Origin of the sequence: Nocardioides secundeburneus (assembly GCF_039939255.1) — a bacterium.
Lineage (GTDB): Bacteria > Actinomycetota > Actinomycetes > Propionibacteriales > Nocardioidaceae > Nocardioides.
Window position 1 is genome coordinate 355399 of sequence record NZ_JBDUUE010000003.1, and the last position, 16021, is coordinate 371419.

The following is a 16021-nucleotide window of genomic DNA, read 5'->3' on the forward strand; positions in this document are numbered from 1 at the left end:
CCCACACCGGGCGGGCGAGCACCTCGACCTCACAGGAGGTGGACCCATGTCCTCCATGTCCCCCAACGCCGCCGCCTGGCGCTCGCTCCGCTCCGACCGCAGCGTCGTCGACCGGCGCGTCTCGCGCGACACCGTGCGCCGCGTCTTCGGCTTCGCCCGCCCGCACCGCCGCCTCATCGCGATCTTCCTGACCGTCACCGTCATCGACTCCTCGATGGTGATCGTCACCCCGCTGCTCGTGCAGCGCATCGTCGACGACGGCATCATCGCCGGCGACACCCGCCTCGTCACGCTGCTCGCCCTCGCGATGGCCGGCGCCGCCGTCCTCAGCGCCGTGCTCGCCGTGCTCGGCGGCTGGTTCTCCTCACGCATCGGCGAGGGCCTCATCTACGACCTGCGCACGCGGGTCTTCGCCCACGTGCAGCGCCAGTCGCTCGCGTTCTTCACGCGCACCCAGACCGGTGCCCTCGTCTCCCGCCTCAACAACGACGTCGTCGGCGCCCAGCGCGCCTTCACCTCCACGCTGTCGAGCGTGGTGTCGAACTCCATCGCGGTCGTCGTGGTCGGCATCGCGATGATCGCCCTGAGCTGGCAGGTGACGTTGCTGTGCCTGGTGATGTTCCCGATCCTGTTCCTCGTCTCACGCTGGGTCGGGGCGCGGCTCGCCGGCCTCACCCGGCAGCAGATGGACGGCAACGCCGACCTCGGCAACGCGATGACCGAGCGGTTCAACGTGGGTGGCGCGATGCTGCTCAAGCTGTTCGGACGACGCAGCGAGGAGGACGAGCTGTTCGCCCAGAAGGCCTCCGTCGTCCGCGACCTCGGCGTCCGCATCTCGCTCATCACCCGGATCTTCGGCGCCTCCATGATGCTCGTGCCGGCTCTCGCCACCGCGCTCGTCTACGGCGTCGGTGGTCACCTCGCCGTCGACGGCACCCTCACCGTCGGCACCCTGCTCGCGCTCGCCACGCTGCTGCTGCGCCTCCTCGGGCCGCTGCAGGGCCTGTCCAACGTCCGCGTCGACGTCATGACGGCGCTCGTCAGCTTCGAGCGGGTCTTCGAGGTGCTCGACCTGCCGTCGCTGATCCGCCAGAAGCACGGCGCGCACGCGCTGCCCCGCGACGCCGGCCGCCTCGAGCTCGACCACGTCTCGTTCACCTACCCGCGCGCCGACCAGGTCTCGCTCGGCTCGCTGGAGAAGGTCGCCCGGCCCACCTCGCGCGACAACGCCCCGGTGCTCCACGACGTCGGCTTCGTCGCCGAGCCGGGGGAGATGATCGCCCTCGTCGGGCCCTCCGGCGCCGGCAAGTCGACCATCACCCATCTCGTGGCCCGGCTCTACGACGTCGACGCCGGCGCGGTGCGCGTGGGTGGTCACGACGTGCGCGACGTCACCCTGCAGTCGCTCGAGGACGTCGTCGGCTACGTCACCCAGGACGCCCACATGTTCCACGACACCATCGGCGCCAACCTGCGCTACGCCCGGCCCGAGGCCACCGACGACGACATCTGGCAGGCGCTCGACGCCGCCCAGGTCGCCGACCTGGTCCGTGCCCTGCCCGACGGCCTCGACACCGTCGTCGGCGACCGCGGCTACCGGCTCTCGGGCGGCGAGCGCCAGCGGCTCGCGATCGCGCGGCTGCTGCTCAAGGCACCCGCGATCGTCGTCCTCGACGAGGCCACGGCGCACCTCGACTCCGAGTCCGAGGCCGCCGTCCAGCGGGCGCTCGACGCAGCACTGGTGGGTCGCACCTCGCTCGTCATCGCCCACCGGCTCTCCACGGTGCGCAACGCCGACCAGATCCTGGTCGTCGACGACGGTCGCATCGTCGAGAGCGGCACCCACCCCGAGCTGCTGGCCCGCGGCGGGCTCTACGCCGAGCTCTACCGCACGCAGTTCGACACCGCACCCGAGGTGGCGCCGGCCTGAGGCCTCAGCGGCGCTGGAACTCCCGGCGCACGTTGGTCTGGCGGACCTTCTTCTCCTTCACCGGCCGGTCGGGCCGGTCGGGGCGCGGGTTCCGGGTCGGGCGCTGCCGCTCGCCGCGGGGCCCGCGCCGGCGCTCGTCGTAGGCGAGGTAGCCGAAGCCGAACAGGGCGAGCACGCCGAAGAACCACCACTGCAGGCCGTAGAAGAAGTGCGGGCCGTTGCCGAGGTCGGGCAGGTCGTGGGCGGCGAGGCCCGACGCCGGCTCGCCGTTCTCGGTCTCGACGTCGACGAACCCGTCGTAGAACGGCCGACCGACGGCCTGGGCGATGCGGTCGGAGGAGATGGCCCGGGTGGAGAGTCCGTCTGGCTCGAGGTCGACCGCGGTGCTCGCGCCGGTGCCGTCGACGCGCACCCACCCGACCACCGTGACCTCGCCGGTGGGTGCGGGGGGTACCTCGATGCCGGCCAGCGAGCGCGCGTCGGTGGCCAGGAAACCGCGGTCGACGGCCAGGGAGAGGCCCTCGTCGGTCACCAGCGGGACGACGACCTGCACGCCGGGCGCGCCGTCGTCGTTGCTGCGGTAGCGCACGACCACGGTGTGGTCGACGTCGTAGGTCCCGGTGGCCTCGACCCGGCGCCACTCGTCGGCCGGGTCGACGTCCTGGTCGGGGGAGAGCACCTCGGCCACCGGTGCCGGCGGCAGGTTCTCGTTGGTGCGGACGACGCTGTTGCTGCTCTTCTTCTCGTCGAGCCGGCCGAACTGCCACTCGCCGAGCCACCACGCGAACGTCGACAGCAGGATCACCACCACCCCGAACAGGAGCCAGCGGCGGCTCAGCAGGAAGCGGTAGGAGCCCACCCGGCAAGGTTAACCTCGGGTCCGGCAGGCGGTGCGGGCGCGTCGTCCGGGGTGACCACGCGCGGCTGACCGGACGGTCGGAGTTTGCGTCGAGCCGGTACAGACCACCGTTCGTGCCCCTAGGATGCCGAAGGAACATCCGACACTCTGGTCACATTCGCCCCAGTTCCTCCCTGGAGCGTGGGCCACCTGGAGGTACGACGTGCTCGCCCGATCCCCCCGACGTGTGCTGCGCCCCCTGGCCGGCCTCGCCGCCCTGACCGCCCTGGCGACGGCGCTCGGCCTCGCCGCGCCGGCCCCCGGCGTCGCCGGACCGGCCCCCGGCGTCGCCGGACCGGCGACCGTCGCCCAGGCCCCGGCGGAGAAGGCGCCGAAGAAGAAGGCCGCGCGGCAGCCCGCCGGCACCACGGTGTTCCAGCTCGGGTCGTTCAACCTGCTCGGCGCCGGGCACACCGACGGCGGTCCCCGGGACAACTACCTGCCGTCGAGCCAGCGGCTGACGATCACCAAGAACGTCATCGAGCAGCGCAAGCTCGGGGTGATCGGCTTCCAGGAGATGCACAAGGAGCAGGTCGCCCTGTGGAACCAGCGCTACTCGTCCGGGTGGGGCCTCTACCCCGGCGCGAGCCTCGGCGAGGCCGCCGGCCACAACTCGATCACGTGGCGCAAGAGCGAGTACGAGCTCGTGCAGGCCAAGTGGCTGGCCATGCCCTACTTCAAGGGCGAGATCTACAAGATGCCGTACGTCATGCTGCGCCACCGGGCGACCGGCACGCGGTTCTGGGTCTCGAACGTGCACCTGCCGGCCAACACGTCGGGGCCGGCCCAGAAGTGGCGCGACGAGGGGATGCGGCGTCAGGCGACGCTCGTCGCCGGTCTCCACCGCCAGTACCCGAAGGTGCCGGTCTTCCTCACCGGCGACATGAACGAGCGCGAGCGGTTCGTCTGCACGATGCTGAAGATCGCGCCGGTCCGCGCCGCCAACGGCGGCTACGCCGACGCGAGCACCTGCCAGGTGCCGCCGGCGATGAGCGTCGACTGGATCGTCGGCACCCCCAACGCCTCCTTCACCGGCTACGTCGCGCTCGACGACGACCAGGTCAACCAGGCCAGCGACCACCCCTTCATCATCGCCAACGTGCACGTGCCGACGCCGAAGGCCCGCGCACTGCCGGTGCGCAAGGTCGTCCTGATCGCCGTCAACGGGCTCCGGTCCGACGTGATCGCACGCGATGCCGAACGGCTCCGCTGGCTGACGCTGATGCGCCGGCGCGGCACGTCGACCCTCGACGCCCGCACGGCGCCCGAGTCGACACTGCCGCTGCCCAACCTCACCTCGGTGCTGACCGGGCGGGCGGTGACCACCGGCGTCGACGGCCACCGGGTCGTCTCCGACGCCGACACCGGCGCAACGGTGCACGACGCCGCCGGCAAGTACGTGTCGAGCATCTTCGACATGGCGCACAACAACCAGCTGAGCACCCGCCTCTACACCACCCAGGACCGTGACCAGATGCTCGTGCGCAGCTGGCGCGACGCGGGCGGCCGCGACCCGTACTGGGTCGACAACGGCACCGACAAGTTCACCTCCGTGCAGTCGTTCCCCGGCGACGAGGCGGTGGCTCGCAGCGTGGTGAGCGACCTGACCTCCAGCACGCCGGCCGACGTCTCCGTCGTGGCCCTCAGCGGGCCCGAGCGGGCCGGGCGCGAGCACGGCTTCGACAGCCCGGAGTACCTCAACGCCGTCCGCGGCGTCGCGAGCGTCGCCGGCCGGATCATGCACTACTCCAACGCCGGCCAGCAGACCAAGGGGCGCACGCTCGTCGTCCTCGTCGGCACCTCCGGTGGCCAGGGCAGCACCGTCGGCGCGACCGGCTTCCACTCCTACCGGGTGCCGTTCCTGGCGTGGGGCGCCGGGGTCCGCATCGGCGGCGACCTCTACGCGATGAACCCGGTCTACCGGCGACCCGGCACCGCACGAGGGGCCTACGGCGCGCAAGGACCCATCATGGTCGGCTCTGCGGCCAACCTCCTGCTGCAGGCGCTGCGGCTCCCGGCCCTCCCCGGCAGCCGCATCAACGACAAGCAGAACCTGACTGTCTGGAAGTAGCGCCCCGGCCCGTCGTCGCGCTCGCGGCACGCGTGCTCGACGGCGGGCCTACCTCCGACCAGCCATGGTGTCCGTAGACTCGGGGGATGGGGAAGCTCGAGGACCGCTACGGCCGGGTGGCCACCGACCTGCGGGTCTCGCTGACCGACAAGTGCAACCTGCGCTGCACCTACTGCATGCCGGCCGAGGGCCTCGACTGGATGCCCCTGGAGCAGCAGCTCACCGACGACGAGGTCGTCCGGCTGGTCGGCGTGGCCGTCGAGCACCTCGGCGTCCGTGAGGTGCGGTTCACCGGCGGTGAGCCGCTGGTGCGTCGTGGGCTGGTCGACATCGTGGCGCGCAGCCACGCCCTCGGGGTCGAGACGTCGCTGACGACCAACGGGCTCGGGCTCGCCCGCACGGCACCCGCCCTGGCGGCCGCCGGGCTCGACCGGGTCAACGTCAGCCTCGACAGCGTCCGGGCCGACACCTTCCACCAGCTGACCCGCCGCGACCGGCTCGACGACGTCGTCGCCGGGCTCGCGGCCGCCTCCGACGCCGGTCTCGGACCGGTCAAGGTCAACGCCGTCCTGATGCGCGGCGTCAACGACGACCAGGCCGTCGAGCTGCTCGCCTGGTGCCTCGAGCGCGGCTACGAGCTGCGCTTCATCGAGCAGATGCCGCTCGACGCCCAGCACGGCTGGTCGCGCGACGGCATGATCACCGCCGACGAGATCCTCGCCCAGCTCGAGACGGCGTTCGTGCTCACCCCCGCCGTCGAGCCGCGCGGCAGCGCCCCCGCCGAGTTGTTCCTGGTCGACGGTGGCCCGGCCACCGTCGGCGTCATCGCCTCGGTCACCCGCCCGTTCTGCGGCGACTGCGACCGCGTCCGGCTCACCGCCGACGGCCAGGTGCGCACCTGCCTCTTCGCCCGCGAGGAGTCCGACCTTCGCGCGGCCCTGCGGGCCGGTGCGAGCGACGCCGAGCTGGCCGAGCGATGGATGGTCGCCATGCGCGGCAAGGCCGCCGGCCACGGCATCGACGACCCCACGTTCCTGCAGCCCGATCGGCCGATGTCGGCCATCGGCGGCTGACGGCTCCGACGGACGACCGGCGTCGAGGGCGGTCAGGCCGGCACGTGCGGGACGACGTCCTTCAGGAACTGACGCGCGCCGAGGAACTGCGACAGCGACTCGCGGTGCTCGTCGCAGGCGAGCCACGTCTTGCGGCGATCGGCGGTGTGGATCTTGGGGTTGTTCCACTGCAGCTGCCAGGTCGCGTCGACCTTGCAGCCCTTGGCCGAACAGGTGTCGGGGTCGGGTCCGCCCACGTCGTCAGAGCTCTCGGTGCGAGCCGGACTCGAGCTCGCGGCGGGTGAAGTCGCCCTCGCGGAGCCGGAAGCCGTCGGAGAGGTTGGCGGCGGCGTTGGCCATGACGACCGCGATGTAGGGCAGGACGAGCGCGCCCGCGATGAGGATGGGCCACAGCCAGTCGATGCCGGCCATCGAGGCCGCGATCGCACCCACGAAGCACAGCGTGCGCAGGCTCATCGAGAACAGGTAGCGCCTCTGCCGGGCGCGGATGTCGTCGGCCCGGTTGGCCGCCGCGGTGGTGATCCGGACGACGTCGTCGGTCTGCTGCCGTCGCGCCATGATTCGATCGTACGCGGCGATGTGGCACGGGCCGGACACCCCTAGGGTGAGGGACATGAGCAACCGCACCTACCGCCTGACCGAGATCGTCGGCACCTCTCCCGACGGCATCGAGGAGGCCATCTCCAACGGCATCGAGCGCGCGTCCAAGACCCTGCGGCACCTCGACTGGTTCGAGGTCACCCAGGTGCGCGGCCAGATCAAGGACGGCCAGGTCGAGCACTACCAGGTCGGGCTCAAGCTCGGCTTCCGCCTCGAGGACGACGAGTAGGGGCCACGCCCGTTCGGACTACGGGCGAGTAATCGCTAGCGTCGCGTGACGTGAGCGAAGCCAGTCCCGACACCCCCGCCGGCCGCGTCGTCCTCGTCACCGGCGGCAACCGCGGCATCGGCCGCGCGATCGCCGAGGCGTTCCTCGCCCAGGGCGACCGCGTCGCGGTCACGACCCGCAGCGGCGGCGCGCCCGAGGGCGCGCTCGACGTCCGTTGCGACGTCACCGACGGCGCCGCGGTCGACGCCGCCTTCGCCACCATCGAGGCCGAGCTCGGCCCGGTCGAGGTGCTGGTGGCCAACGCCGGCATCACCGCCGACACCCTGGTGCTGCGGATGTCCGACGACGACTGGTCGAGCGTCATCGAGACCAACCTGACCGGCTCGTTCCGGCTGGCCAAGCGCGCCTCGAAGAGCATGCTGCGCCAGCGTCGTGGCCGACTGATCTTCATCTCCTCCGTCGTGGGCCTGCTCGGCTCGCCCGGCCAGGTCAACTACGCGGCGTCCAAGGCCGGCCTGGTGGGCATGGCCCGCTCGCTCGCCCGCGAGCTCGGGTCGCGCTCGATCACCGCGAACGTCGTGGCGCCGGGGTTCGTCGACACCGACATGACCTCGGTGCTCACCGACGACCAGAAGGCCTCGATCCGCTCGCAGGTGCCGCTCGGACGCTACGCCGACCCGGGCGAGGTGGCCTCGGCGGTGACCTGGCTGGCCGGCGACGGCGCGGCCTACGTGACCGGAGCGGTCATCCCGGTGGACGGCGGACTAGGAATGGGGCACTGATCATGGCAGGCATCCTCGAGGGCAAGACGATCCTGGTCGCGGGCGTGACCATGGACAAGTCCATCGGCTTCGCGACCGCGAAGGTCGCCCAGGAGCAGGGCGCGACCGTGCTCATCTCCAACTTCGGGCGCGCACTCGGCATCACCCGGCGCATCGCCGGCCGGCTGCCGCAGCCGGCCCCGGTGCTCGAGCTCGACGTGACCGACGACGACCACCTCGCGGGGCTCGCCGACCAGGTGCGCGAGCACCTCGGCCCCGACGCTCGGCTCGACGGCGTCGTCCACTCGATCGCCTACGGCAACCCCGAGACGCTGCTCGGCGGCAAGTTCCTCACCGGCCCCTGGGACGACGTCGCCCAGGCCGTGCAGGTCTCGGCCTACTCGCTGAAGTCGCTGACCATGGCGGCCAAGCCGCTCATGGCCGAGGGCGGCTCGGTCGTCGGGCTCACCTTCGACGCCACGACCGCCTGGCCGGTCTACGACTGGATGGGCGTCGCGAAGGCTGCGCTCGAGTCGACGTCGCGCTACCTCGCTCGCGACCTCGGCCCCGAGGGCATCCGGGTCAACCTGGTCTCGGCAGGACCGCTGAAGACCCTGGCCGCCAAGGCCATCCCGGGCTTCGAGGACCTCGAGTCGCTGTGGGAGACCAAGTCGCCGCTCGGGTGGGACAACGCCGACCACGAGCCCACCGCCAAGGCCGTCGTGGCGCTGCTCTCCGACTTCTTCCCGGCCACCACCGGCGAGATCGTGCACGTCGACGGCGGCTTCCACGCGATGGGTGCCTGAGCCGCACCTCCACCGGCGCACGTCGGTGGCGCACCTCGGTAACGTGCGCGTGTGTCGTCCTCCCTCATCGAGCTCCGGGTCCTCGAAGGGCCGAACCTGTACTTCCCGCGCGCCGCGATCAAGCTGACGCTCGACATCAGCGGGCTGAGCGCGGCCTCGGAGGAGACGGCGTCGCGGTTCGCCTCGCGCATCGGCCTGCGCAACGCGCGGCCGGGCGCCTCCGACTCGGGGTTCCGGCAACGTTTCGCGCTACGCGCTGTCGGACGACTGGTGCGCGCGATCGCCCATGAGTCCGGCACGCTGCGCCTGGCCGTGCGCGTGCGCTCGACGGCCGACCCGCACACCATCGTCGTGGCGTTCCCGTGGCGCCACCGCACCAAGGCACAGGAGATGGGGCAGGCGATCGCCGACGTGCTGGACGCCGTCCCGGGCGCCGATCTCGACGCCGCGGTCAGCGCGGCCGCGCAACGGGTGGCCGAGGCCGAGGCCGGACCCGGGCCGACGACGATCAAGCCGTCGATCCCGGTCGTCGCCGTCACCGGCACCAACGGCAAGACGACGACGTCGAGGATGATCGCCCACATCGCGCGCACCCAGGGCCGGCTCGTGGGCTGGTCGAACACCGACGGCATCTACATCGACGGTGAGCTGGTCGAGGCCGGCGACTACTCCGGCCCGAGCGGCGCCGGCCGCGTGCTCGCCCACCCACAGGTGCAGCTGGCCGTCACCGAGACGGCCCGGGGCGGCATCCTGCTCAAGGGCATCGGCCTCGTGCGCAACGACGTCTCGGTGGTCACCAACGTCACCGCCGACCACCTCGGGCTGCACGGCATCGACACCGTCGACCAGCTGGCCGAGGTGAAGTCGGTGGTCGCCCAGATCACCCGGCGCTCGGGCTGGTCGGTGCTCAACGCCGACGACCCTCGCGTCTACGCGATGCGCCAGGTGATCCGGGCCCGCCCGTGGGTGTTCTCGCGCGACGTCGACTCGCCCGGCGTCCGCGAGACGCTGTCGGACGGCGGCCGCGCCACCGTCGTCATCGACGGCTGGGTCTCGGTGCTGCGTCCCGGCGCCGACCCCGACCCGATGATCGAGCTCGTCGACGTGCCGATGACCCTCGCCGGGCTGTCGCGGTTCAACGTCGAGAACACCCTCGCCGCGACCTCGGCCGCGCTGGCGATCGGCATCCCGCGCGACGTCGTCGTCGAGGGCCTGCGCACCTTCCGGCCCGACGCCGAGCACAACCCGGGCCGGATGAACTTCTTCACCATGCCCAACGGCGTCTCCGTCGTCATGGACCTCGCCCACAACGAGGCCGGCCTCGAGGCCATGGTGGAGATCATGAACGGCGTCCGGCCGCCCGGCCACCGGATCCTGCTGGGCCTGGGGGTCGTCGGCGACCGCACCGACGAGCTCATCGAGAAGCTCGGGGAGATCGCCGCCCGCGACAGCGACGTCGTCGCCATCGGGCACAAGGAGCGCTACCTGCGCGGTCGCACAATCGAGGAGCTCGAGGCCCTGATGCGCGCCGGCGCAGAGCGGGTCGGCGTCACCGGCGTGCCGGCCTACCCCACCGAGGTCGCGGCGCTGTCGGCCCTCGTCGGCCAGGCGTTGCCGGGCGACGTCGTCGGGCTGATGTGCCACGCGGAGCGGCAGGAGTGCTACGACTGGATCGCCGACAACGGCGGCACGCCCGACACCAACGAGACCCTCGCACAGAAGGTCCGAGCGGCCGCCGCGACCGACGAAGGAGGTCGAGGCGAGTCGCGAGGAGGTTGAGCAAGCCCTGCGACCGAGGGACGAGGTCGCAACGGGCGCGTCGAAACCACCGCAGAGGCAGATCGAGCGGGCCGACGACGGCTGCTGGCGGTTCAGGTGCGGGTACGTCTCCGAGACCGGCTGCGGTGGTCTCGACGCGCTCACCCGGGTTCGTCCTCACCCGTGTCGCGTGCCCGACCTGCGCCCGCTACGAAGCGCCGCTCGTTCCTCGCGGCGCTCCTGCGGGCTTGCGCTTCCACGGCCAGGTCATCAGCGCCCAGATCGTCGCGACGATGGCGATCTCGGCCAGCACGTACACCGGCCACGGGCCGAGCAGGTCGAGGACCGAGCCGCCGCTCGGCTTGCGCTGCAGGTAGCCGTAGTTGGTGTCGGCGACCTCGTTGAACGCGTAGGCGAGCACGGCCCAGGCGAGGGTGACGCCGAGCGTGAACCGGTACTCCCGCCAACCGGGCGCGAGCCGGTGGCCCCAGACGAGGAAGACCGCCGCCCACACCACGAGCAGGTGGATGAACCAGTAGGCGAAGAACCGGAGGTCGGGGAAGTCCTCGCCCAGGGACGGCGTCACGACGGCCTGGGTGGTCAGCACCAGGCCCCAGAAGTAGGTGAGGGCGACGGCAGCCCGGTGGTGGGTCCACAGCGCGACCGCCGTCGCGATCCAGGCGAGGTCGCTCAGGTGGAACGGCAACGTGACACCGAGCTCGAAGCCCGTGGCCGCGTCGTAGACCTGGGTCGGCACGTGCACCACGGGGACGGCGATCGCCAGGCCCTTGCTCAGGCGCCGGTCGCCGCGCAGCCGCTCCTGATGGCCCACGAGGTAGGCGAGCGGCAGGCCGACCACGAACAGGGCCAGCATCAGCAGGTGGGCGGTGCCGAACTGGTCCACGCGGCCAGCATGCCGTACGGGGCGGTGCCGGCCCGTCCGAGCGGTAGGTGAGCCACCGAACGGGCGTCCGGGTCGGGGCGGGACGGTGGCTCACGCACCGCCCGACCGGCCGGGCCCGAGACCGGGCTAGACGTCGCCCGGGTCGACCACGTGGCCGGGCTCGCCGACGTCGAGGTCACCCTCGACGACGAGCGCCAGCAATCCGCCGGCGGAGCGGGTCGTGTGGGCCTCGCCCGGCTCCCACACGGCCGCCTGGCCGGGGCCGAGCTCGCACTCGACGCCGTCGGCGCCGCTCACGGTCGCGTCTCCCTCGACGACGAGCAGCAGCTGTCGACCGGCGGCCGGGTGCCGCCCGACGACGCCGCCCGGCGTCAGGCGCACCGTCACGAGGTGGGCCTCGGCCGTCACGGCGATGGCGCCGATCGTGAACCCGCGGCTGCCGTTCGACTCCACCGGACGACGCGGGGCCGCGCCGACGTCGAGCACCCTCACGAGAGCCTCACTCCGCGGTGGGCGCAGCCACGAAGTCGGGGTCGGCGCTCGGCGCGTCGTCGCTGACCCCCGAGCCGGCCTGGGCCATCGGCGACCAGTTCTCGAGCTCGGTCATCACCGCGGCGTGCTTGTCGACGCAGATGACCACGAGGTCGCCGCGGTTGGCGCGGGACATCGCGTGGTGCACGGCCTCGATCTCGTCGTGCACCTCCTCGACCTGCTTGCACCGGGCGCCGTCGGCCATCGCCGCGCGCACGCCCTCGGTGACGAGCGCCGCGACCTCGCCGGGCTCGCGGCCCCGCGGGTTGGCGTCCTCGCGGACGACGACGACGTCGAAGTGCTGGGCGGCGATCTCGCCGAGCTCGCGCATGTCCTGGTCGCGACGGTCGCCGGCGGTGGCGATGACGCCGATGCGCGAGGGCCGGGCCAGCTCGTGCGAGGAGACCAGCGAGTCGCCGACCCGGTCGACGAAGTCGCCGAGCATCTTCATGCCGGGCGCGTTGTGGCAGTAGTCGACGATCACGTTCACGCCGTTGACGTCGACCTCGTTGAGGCGGCCCGGCGCGAGGTAGTAGTTGGTCGAGAACGTGCGCAGGCCCTGGCGGATGTCGTGCAGCGGCGCGCCGGCGGCGAACGCCGCGGCGGCCGCGGCCAGGGTGTTCTGCACGTTCATCCGGGCCCGGCCCTGGAAGGTGGCGGGCAGCAGGTGGGTCCAGGCGAGCTGCATCTCGCGGGTGCCGTGCTTGACCACGATCATCTCGCCGCGCTCGCTCGGGTTCAGCACGAGCGCCTTGCCGCCGCGGCGGCAGTGGGCGTCGATCATGTCGCGCACCTCCGAGCCCGGCTCCTCCATCGAGAACCAGACCACCTGGCCGGAGCAGCGGCGGCGCATCTCGCGCACCAACGGGTCGTCGGCGTTGAGGACGGCGTGGCCGTCGCGCGGCACGGCCTCCACGAGCACGGCCTTGACGTCGGCGAGCTGCTCGACGGTGTCGATGCCGCGCAGGCCCAGGTGGTCGGGCTGCACGTTGAGGACGACGGCGACGTCGTTGCGCTCGTAGCCGAGCCCCTCGCGCAGGATGCCGCCGCGGGCGACCTCGAAGACGGCGAAGTCGACGCGAGGGTTCTGCAGCACCATGCGTGCCGAGCGCGGCCCGGAGGCGTCGGCGCGGATGACCAGCCGCTCGTCGATGACGACGCCGTCGGTCGAGGTCATGCCGACCTTGCGGCCCATGCCCTTGAAGACGTGGCTGATCATCCGCGAGGTGGTGGTCTTGCCGTTGGTGCCGGTGACCGCGACGATCGGGATGCGCGAGGTGGCGCCGGGCGGGAACAGCATGTCGACGACGGGCTTGGCGATGAACTGCGGGTCGCCGATCGTCGGGTGCGTGTGCATGCGGAAGCCGGGGGCGGCGTTGACCTCGCAGATCGCGCCGCCGGTCTCGCGCACGGGCTCGGTGATGTCGGGGCAGATGAAGTCGATGCCGGCGATGTCGAGGCCGACCATGCGGGCGGCCTCCTCGGCGATCTCGACGTTCTCGGGGTGGGCCTCGAAGGTCCGGTCGATCGAGATGCCGCCGGTCGACATGTTGCCGGTGAGGGCGAGCTTGACGTGCGTGCCCTCGGGCGGCACGTCGGTCATCTCGAAGCCCTGCTCCCGCACCAGCTGGACGGCGGCGTCGTCGACCTTGATCCGGGTCAGCACCTTCTCGTGCCCGACGCCGCGGCGGGGGTCGGCGTTGGCGGTGTCGACCAGCTGCTCGACGGTGGAGTTGCCGTCGGCGGTGACCGAGGCCGGCACGCGCTCGGCGATCGCCGCGACGCGGCCGTCGATGATGAGGCAGCGGTAGTCCTTGCCGACGATCTGCGACTCGACCAGCACCACGCCGCGGCGCGACTCGGCCTGGGCGAGCTCGAAGGCCGCGCGCACGTCGTCCTCGTGCTCGTTGTCGAGGATGACGCCGCGACCGTGGTTGCCGTCGAGCGGCTTGAGCACGACGGGGTAGCCGATGCGCTCGGCCGCCCGCACGGCCTGGTCGACGGTGCGCATGGTCTCCTGCTTCGGCACCGGCAGGCCCGCGGCGCTCAGCAGCGACGTCGTGAGGTCCTTGTCGGAGGCGATGTCGACGGCGATGGCGCTGGTGTTGGAGGTCATCGTGGCGCGGATGCGCTTGGCGTGCACGCCCTGGCCCAGCTGCACGAGGGAGTACTGGTTGAGCCGGATCCAGGGGATGTCGCGCGAGACCGCCTCGTCGAGGATCGCCTGCGTGGACGGGCCGAACGCCGAGCGCTGCGCACGGCGGATGAACTCCTCGAGCTCGGTGTCCCAGTCGAACCCGGGGTCGGCCTCGACGAGGTGGTTGACCAGCTGGACGGCGAGCCGGCCGGCGGCGAGGCCGACCTTCTCGTCGGCGTAGCCGTAGATGACGTTGTAGAGGCCCTTGCGGCCCTTGACCCCGCGCGTCTTGCCGCGGCGGATGTCGTGGCCGACGACCTGCTGGAGCGCCAGGGCGCAGTGCTCGGCCACGTGGCCGAGCCAGGTGCCCTCGTTGAGCCGCTCGACGAACCCGCCGCGCTTGCCGCGCGAGCAGGAGTGCTCGCGCAGGCCCGGCAGCATCTCGAGGAGGTTGTCGGTGAAGCCGGGCAGCGTGTTGGTCGGGAACTCCTCGAGCACGCCGAGGTCGACCACGAGGTGGATCGCCTTGTCGTACGACCAGACGTTGGCGCCGCGGTAGACGCGGGTCTCGGCGATCGTCAGGTCGGGGGTGGGTCGCTCACTCATCTCGTGCTCCGTCCTTCTTGGTGCCGCGGCTCCGAGCCAGCCGGCGCTTGAGGGTCTTCGGGTCGGCGTCGGCGGCGGCGATGTCGCGAGCGAGCCGGCGGAGGTCCTGGCCGGCCTCGGCCATCTCGGCCGCCTCGGCGGGGTCGACGAGCGTCGGGCGCGGCATGAGGGTGCGCGTGGTCAGGTCGAAGACCGAGCCCTCGGGCAGCACGTGCAGCACGACGCCGCTGGCCAGGATGGCCGAGGACCGCTGCGCCTCGTAGGCGTTGGTGGTGATGCGCGCGGGGTCCATCACCGTGACGGCGCCGCGACCGAGCACGCTGAGCAGCTCGTGCGGCTCGCCGTCGACGTCGGTGCGCCGGACGACGGCCGCGGTGTCCTCGTCGACGCCGATGCCGAGCAGCTGGGGGGACTGGGCGACGATCATCAGCAGGCGACCGTAGCGGTTGCGCTGGTCGAAGTGCTGGTCGATCACCGACGACTCGAGCAGGCCGAGCCCGGCGGCCACCTGGGTCATCCGCTGCTTCGGCGTCGACCCCGGGCCGCCGAACGCGACCATGTGGCTCGACTGGATGCTCGCCCCGGCCGAGGTGCCGGCGATCACGACGCCGCGCTCGCGGGCCGCGAGGATCTCGTCGCCCAGGGGAGTGCCGGACACGATGGCGGACAGCTTGAGCTGGTTGCCGCCGGTCATGAAGACGCCGCTGACGTCGGCCAGCTGCTTGACCAGGTCGGGGTCGTGGGCTTCGTCGCGGCTCTCGGGGCGGATGGCGACGACGTCGGCCGCGCCCTCGCGCCGGAAGAGGGCGTCGTAGACGTCGACGACCTCGGGGCCGAGCGACGAGGCCGTGGGGACGACGGCGATCCGGGCGTCGGGTCCGCCGCACTCGGCGACGAACTGCTTGAGGATCGTCCGTCTGCGTAGCTTGTCCTCGGCGCCGCCGATGATCATGAGGGGACCTGGAGCCATACCGGCACCCTAGTGAACCCCGACTATCGTGCAGCCCATGCCCGAACCGACACGGCCCGAACCGACGCGCACGCTCGTGGTGGTCCGGCACGCGAAGGCCGAGCAGGGCGGGCCCACCGACGCCGAGCGTCCGCTCGCCGAGAGCGGCCGGTCCGACGCGGCCGCCGCCGGGGCCTGGTTGCGCGACCGTGGCATCCGGCCCGACCACGCCCTCGTCTCCGCGGCGCTCCGCACGCGGCAGACCTGGCAGCACCTCGCCGACGGCGCCGGGTGGAGGCTCGAGCCCGAGCTCGACGAGGGCCTCTACGCCGCCGACGCCGACACCGCGCTCGACCTCGTCCGCCTGCTCGACGACGCCGTCACCACGGCCGTCGTGCTCGGCCACAACCCGACCATGCACTCGCTCGCGGCCATGCTCGACGACGGCGAGGGCGACGTCGAGGCCACCAACGAGCTGACCGTCACCACCTTCCCGACCAGCGCGGTCGTCGTCCTCGACGTCGCGGGCCCGTGGGCCGACCTCGGCTACGGCCGGGCGAGCGTGCGGGCCTTCCACGTGGCGCGCGGCTGAGCCGCGCGCTGGTCGCGACGACGCTGGTCGAGGTGCGACGAGCCTCGAGGCCACCGGGACGGCGTGCCGGGTCGACCGTCGTCGGTCAGGGGGTCTCGAGGCTCGGCCGCAGGCGGCCTCGCACCTCGACCATCGTCGGGGCCGCAGGCCCGGCGGCGACCCGACCAGCCGGCCGC

General features: G+C 72.2%; 15 protein-coding genes. 8 read left to right on the top strand and 7 right to left on the bottom strand.

What is annotated here, in order from left to right:
- Positions 1 to 46: 46 nt before the first annotated feature.
- Positions 47 to 1930 carry an ABC transporter ATP-binding protein gene (locus tag ABFT23_RS09880; protein ID WP_347894693.1) on the top strand — a complete coding sequence of 628 codons (1884 nt, stop codon included), beginning with the start codon at positions 47 to 49 and terminating at the stop codon, positions 1928 to 1930.
- A 4-nt stretch (positions 1931 to 1934) separates the two neighbouring features.
- On the opposite strand, the gene ABFT23_RS09885 is transcribed toward ABFT23_RS09880, so the two are convergent.
- Complete coding sequence (locus ABFT23_RS09885; protein ID WP_347894695.1) at positions 1935 to 2789, bottom strand: SURF1 family cytochrome oxidase biogenesis protein; 855 nt, start codon at positions 2787 to 2789, stop codon at positions 1935 to 1937.
- A 202-nt stretch (positions 2790 to 2991) separates the two neighbouring features.
- On the opposite strand from ABFT23_RS09885, the gene ABFT23_RS09890 reads away from it, so the two are divergent.
- A complete protein-coding gene (locus ABFT23_RS09890) occupies positions 2992 to 4899 on the top strand; it encodes an alkaline phosphatase family protein (RefSeq protein WP_347894697.1) in 1908 nt (635 codons plus the stop codon).
- 86 nt (positions 4900 to 4985) lie between these two features.
- Positions 4986 to 5972 (top strand): GTP 3',8-cyclase MoaA, encoded by a 987-nt coding sequence (gene moaA / locus ABFT23_RS09895; RefSeq protein WP_347894698.1) that lies wholly within the window; start codon positions 4986 to 4988, stop codon positions 5970 to 5972.
- A 32-nt stretch (positions 5973 to 6004) separates the two neighbouring features.
- Here moaA and ABFT23_RS09900 read toward each other — a convergent pair whose 3' ends face one another.
- A complete protein-coding gene (locus ABFT23_RS09900) occupies positions 6005 to 6208 on the bottom strand; it encodes an acetone carboxylase (protein WP_347894700.1) in 204 nt (67 codons plus the stop codon).
- Between the two features lie 4 nt (positions 6209 to 6212).
- Positions 6213 to 6530 carry a DUF3099 domain-containing protein gene (locus ABFT23_RS09905; RefSeq protein ID WP_347894702.1) on the bottom strand — a complete coding sequence of 106 codons (318 nt, stop codon included), beginning with the start codon at positions 6528 to 6530 and terminating at the stop codon, positions 6213 to 6215.
- 55 nt (positions 6531 to 6585) lie between these two features.
- On the opposite strand from ABFT23_RS09905, the gene ABFT23_RS09910 reads away from it, so the two are divergent.
- From ABFT23_RS09910 to ABFT23_RS09925, 4 genes are read left to right on the top strand one after another with little or no spacing between them, the layout of a single operon-like run.
- Entirely contained in the window at positions 6586 to 6801 is a 216-nt protein-coding gene (locus ABFT23_RS09910; protein ID WP_347894703.1) for a dodecin, read from the top strand.
- Positions 6802 to 6851: 50 nt separating this feature from the next.
- Positions 6852 to 7583 carry a beta-ketoacyl-ACP reductase gene (locus ABFT23_RS09915; RefSeq protein WP_347894704.1) on the top strand — a complete coding sequence of 244 codons (732 nt, stop codon included), beginning with the start codon at positions 6852 to 6854 and terminating at the stop codon, positions 7581 to 7583.
- Positions 7584 to 7585: 2 nt separating this feature from the next.
- Positions 7586 to 8368 carry an enoyl-ACP reductase FabI gene (fabI, locus tag ABFT23_RS09920; RefSeq protein WP_347894705.1) on the top strand — a complete coding sequence of 261 codons (783 nt, stop codon included), beginning with the start codon at positions 7586 to 7588 and terminating at the stop codon, positions 8366 to 8368.
- 51 nt (positions 8369 to 8419) lie between these two features.
- Positions 8420 to 10147 (top strand): Mur ligase family protein, encoded by a 1728-nt coding sequence (locus ABFT23_RS09925; RefSeq protein ID WP_347894707.1) that lies wholly within the window; start codon positions 8420 to 8422, stop codon positions 10145 to 10147.
- A 187-nt stretch (positions 10148 to 10334) separates the two neighbouring features.
- On the opposite strand, the gene ABFT23_RS09930 is transcribed toward ABFT23_RS09925, so the two are convergent.
- The 4 genes from ABFT23_RS09930 to ABFT23_RS09945 form a co-directional block, all read right to left on the bottom strand.
- Positions 10335 to 11030, bottom strand: a complete 696-nt coding sequence (locus ABFT23_RS09930) for a YwaF family protein (protein WP_347894709.1) — start codon at positions 11028 to 11030, stop codon at positions 10335 to 10337.
- A 126-nt stretch (positions 11031 to 11156) separates the two neighbouring features.
- Positions 11157 to 11522 (bottom strand): cupin domain-containing protein, encoded by a 366-nt coding sequence (locus ABFT23_RS09935; RefSeq protein WP_347894711.1) that lies wholly within the window; start codon positions 11520 to 11522, stop codon positions 11157 to 11159.
- A gap of 7 nt (positions 11523 to 11529) precedes the next feature.
- Positions 11530 to 14304, bottom strand: a complete 2775-nt coding sequence (gene cphA, locus ABFT23_RS09940; protein WP_347894713.1) for a cyanophycin synthetase — start codon at positions 14302 to 14304, stop codon at positions 11530 to 11532.
- Positions 14297 to 15274, bottom strand: a complete 978-nt coding sequence (locus ABFT23_RS09945) for a cyanophycinase (RefSeq protein WP_347894715.1) — start codon at positions 15272 to 15274, stop codon at positions 14297 to 14299. The genes cphA and ABFT23_RS09945 overlap by 8 nt, the downstream gene beginning before the upstream one ends.
- 37 nt (positions 15275 to 15311) lie before the next feature.
- On the opposite strand from ABFT23_RS09945, the gene ABFT23_RS09950 reads away from it, so the two are divergent.
- Positions 15312 to 15845, top strand: a complete 534-nt coding sequence (locus ABFT23_RS09950; RefSeq protein ID WP_347894717.1) for a SixA phosphatase family protein — start codon at positions 15312 to 15314, stop codon at positions 15843 to 15845.
- The last annotated feature ends 176 nt before the right edge of the window (positions 15846 to 16021 follow it).